This window comes from Verrucomicrobiota bacterium (assembly GCA_016871535.1).
Taxonomy (GTDB): domain Bacteria; phylum Verrucomicrobiota; class Verrucomicrobiia; order Limisphaerales; family SIBE01; genus VHCZ01.
This window is the reverse complement of record VHCZ01000410.1, coordinates 1-3,337: the sequence shown is the minus strand read 5'-3', so window position 1 is coordinate 3,337 and position 3,337 is coordinate 1. Positions and strand designations below refer to the sequence as shown.

General features: G+C 60.5%; 3 protein-coding genes. 1 reads left to right on the top strand and 2 read right to left on the bottom strand.

Going from position 1 to position 3,337, the window contains the following annotated elements; all coding sequences use genetic code 11:
• Positions 1-194: 194 nt before the first annotated feature.
• Positions 195-1,109, top strand: a complete 915-nt coding sequence (locus tag FJ398_26900; protein MBM3841509.1) for a hypothetical protein — start codon at positions 195-197, stop codon at positions 1,107-1,109.
• Positions 1,110-1,123: 14 nt separating this feature from the next.
• On the opposite strand, the gene FJ398_26895 is transcribed toward FJ398_26900, so the two are convergent.
• A complete protein-coding gene (locus FJ398_26895) occupies positions 1,124-1,618 on the bottom strand; it encodes a type II toxin-antitoxin system VapC family toxin (protein ID MBM3841508.1) in 495 nt (164 codons plus the stop codon).
• 240 nt (positions 1,619-1,858) lie between these two features.
• The gene (locus FJ398_26890; protein ID MBM3841507.1) at positions 1,859-2,992 is read right to left on the bottom strand and encodes a mandelate racemase/muconate lactonizing enzyme family protein; all 1,134 of its coding nucleotides are present in this window, start codon (positions 2,990-2,992) and stop codon (positions 1,859-1,861) included.
• Between the last annotated feature and the right edge of the window lie 345 nt (positions 2,993-3,337).

Here is a 3,337-nt window from a genome sequence, read left to right as displayed (position 1 = left end):
CCGGTCTCAGGTTCATGGGCCGTGTGCATGGTTCTGAGACCAAGGAAGCTTCCCATGAACGCGAAGGTAGGGCTGCGCTGCCGCGCCGCCGGTTTTCAGTCGATGTGGCGGCGCAGCAGCACCACCCTGCTACCAAGGCAGACAGCCAAATCGAACTGGCAGCCTCCGGAGCCCAGCGCTACTCTTTTCCCAGGATGAAAACCAGCACCCGCATCGGCGAATATCTGATTCAGAGGCTTCACGCCCATGGCGTTCGGCATGTCTTCGGGATTCCCGGCGATTACGTCCTGAGCTTTTACGAGCAGCTGCGGCAGAGCAAACTTCAGATCGTCAACACGTGCGACGAACAAGGCGCGGGCTTTGCCGCCGATGCCTACGCCCGCGTGCGCGGCCTGGGCGCGGTTTGCGTCACGTATTGCGTCGGCGGCCTGAAGGTCGCCAACACGACCGCCGAGGCTTTCGCGGAAAAATCGCCGGTGGTCGTGATCAGCGGCGCGCCCGGAATGAAGGAGCGCGAGAAGAATCCGCTCCTCCACCACAAGCGGATTACCGTGAAACGCCTGTTCGAGCGGCTGAACTCGTTTCTGAAGGACGACACCGTGGTGGTGGCCGACGTGGGCGACGCGTTGTTTGGCGCGGCGGACCTGTTCATTCATCAGCGCACGGAATTTCTGGGGCCGGCTTACTACACGTCGATGGGTTTCGGCGTGCCGGCGGGAATCGGAGCGCAATTGGGAAATCCGAAGCTGCGTCCCGTGGTGCTCGTCGGCGACGGCGCGTTTCAAATGACCGGGATGGAACTTGCGACTGTGATCCGGTACCAGCTCAACCCAATCGTCATCGTGCTGAACAACGCGGGTTACGGCACCGAGCGCCACATGCAGGACGGCCCTTACAACGACGTGCTGCCGTGGAATTATCATCGGTTGCCCGATGTCCTGGGCGCGGGCCACGGATTCGCGGTGAACACCGAAAGCGATCTGGAGTGTGCGCTCGCGCTGGCGGAACGCGAGAGGGACCATTTTTGTTTGCTGGACGTGCACCTCGAACCGATGGATCGCTCGCCCGCCTTGCAACGCCTGGCGTCGCGGTTGGCGGAACGGATCTGATCTGGACGACCAGATCAGCGTAACGCGCGCACCAGGCGCTTCGGATGCGCAGCACGCACCGGTGACAAGCCCGCGTCCTGAAACGCGAGCAACAAGGCCTCTTCCTCGATGCTCAGCAGATGTCTGTCGGAAGTCACGAGCAGAGCGATCCCACTTTGCGCCGTTTCGCCCAGGATCATTCCGTCGTTGAACTCCCCTTCCGGCAACAACTGATTGAGAAGCAGACGACGCGCAAACTGTTCTGCGAGCGCCGACTTCATATCGGATAATTCGATCGTGCGAATGCCCCACTCTCTCATCCGGAGGAGCGCGTGTTGAGCAAGCTGGCGTTTAGCGGGATCGTACTTCTGTTTCCAAAGCAATTCCACGCCGACTGTCGGCGGGACGAATAAGGCATAGCCGCGCCCTTGAAAAACCTCCCTAAATTCAAGCGCGAAGTTCTCTCCAGCAGCCAAATCAAGCAGGAGATTTGTGTCGAGAGCGAGACGCCGTTGCCCGTTTGCAGCCATAAATGACTGCCCTGGCTTCGTGGAACAATTGCCGGCGCTCTTCCATGGTGAGTTTGTTTGTTTGACGTCGTATTTCGGAGGCTAAACGACTGCCCTTGGTTTCTTCTGGGTAGTCGAGTGGTCTCTTGCCACGTGCGGGGCCAGGCTGTTTCATGTGTCGAGAAGTTGGCGCTTAGGAACACGATTGTCAATTGGCCAATAAACCGCGCTTAATGACACGGCGTTGGGAATCATCCTAATTTAATCCAACAACCGTTCGCCGCGCGTGTATTTCGCTACGGCCTCACGATTCAGTTCGAGTCCGAGTCCAGGTTTGTCGGGAATTGCTAGCATGCCTTCCGCATCCAGCCGCCAGCCGCCGCCGGCGATCTCGTCGATGAACGGCGATCCGGTGAGGTACTCCACGAGTTCCGTGTCCGGAAAAGCCGAGGCCAGTTGTAAATCAGCGGCCAAACCCACAGCGGTGTTCCACCCGTGCGGAATGAAGCGCACGCCATTCTCTTTCGCCATCCACGCGATGCGACGTTCTTCGCTGATGCCGCCGACTTTGGTCACGTCGGGTTGGACGATGTCGAAGGCGCCCGCCTGCAGCCACGGTTGAAAGGCTTGCCGGCGCGTGAGCACTTCGCCGCCGGCGATGGGCAATGGCGCGCGGCGGCGCAACTCCACGTAATCGTTGAGCGCGTCGGGCACCAGCGCCTCCTCGAACCAAAAGACATCGTAGTTCGCCAGCATGTCCGCGGTGCGCAGCGCCCATTTGTAGCCTTGCGGCCAGAACGCGTCGCTGGCGCCGGCATCCACCATGAGCAGTGACTCCGGCCCGACCGCTTCGCGCGCCGCGTGGACGATAGCTTCGTCGAGTGTGTGGCTTTTGCGTCCGAACGGTCCCCAACCGATTTTGAACGCGCGAAATCCTTGGGCTTTGATCTTGTGCAAATGGCCGGCCAGCACTTCGGGCTGATCCATGAGGATCGACGCGTAAGGCCGGACGCGCTCGCGATAACGTCCGCCGAGCAGCCGCCCCACGGGCTGGCCCGTGGCCTTCCCAAGCAAATCCCAAAGCGCGATGTCGATGCCGCTGATGGTGTGGGTGATCGATCCGCCGCGTCCGAGCCAGAAAGTGTTTTGGTGGAGCTTCTCGCTGACGCGTTCGGGTTCGAGCGCGTTCTCGCCGCGGTAAAGCGGTTCGAGCACCGCCAGCGCCGCCCGCACGAGTTGATCGTTGGTGAACACGCTGCCCAGGCCGATCAATCCTTCGTTGGTGTGCACGGCGACGAGCGTGTGCACGCAATCTTCGGGGCGAAGTTCGTTGCTCCAGCCTCCTTCCGGCGTAGCGCCACGCAGGCCGGCGCACTTGATTTCGCGGATTTTCATGCGGCGCGAATGCTGTCAAGCTCCGGAGGACAAACAATGAAAATCACCGCCTTAATCCCGCCGTAATCCGCCTTCGCCTTAAGTTTGAACAAATGATAGACGAATCTGAGCATGAAGGTAGATATGCAGTAGCGTATGGGGAGCACACGCGCCCTCGCGTGTCCTGACCGGCGCCTCGCCGGTCAGAGCGTCGTTGAAACCATGCTACTATGTCTCTAAGAGCGTGTCCGAAAATTGCGCGGGGTCCTGCGGCGAGGGATTTTGGCTGTGGCCAAGGCGGCGAGGTCCGAGCATCCCCAACGCGGGCTGTAAGGACCGAGCCAACGCAGGCCACGGACAAAAGAC

Bases quoted from the DNA above. Each gene is read 5' to 3' on its own strand.
- FJ398_26890 (MBM3841507.1), bottom strand. From the start codon at position 2,992: ATGAAAATCCGCGAAATCAAGTGCGCCGGCCTGCGTGGCGCTACGCCG.
- FJ398_26895 (MBM3841508.1), bottom strand. From the start codon at position 1,618: ATGGCTGCAAACGGGCAACGGCGTCTCGCTCTCGACACAAATCTCCTG.
- FJ398_26900 (MBM3841509.1), top strand. From the start codon at position 195: ATGAAAACCAGCACCCGCATCGGCGAATATCTGATTCAGAGGCTTCAC.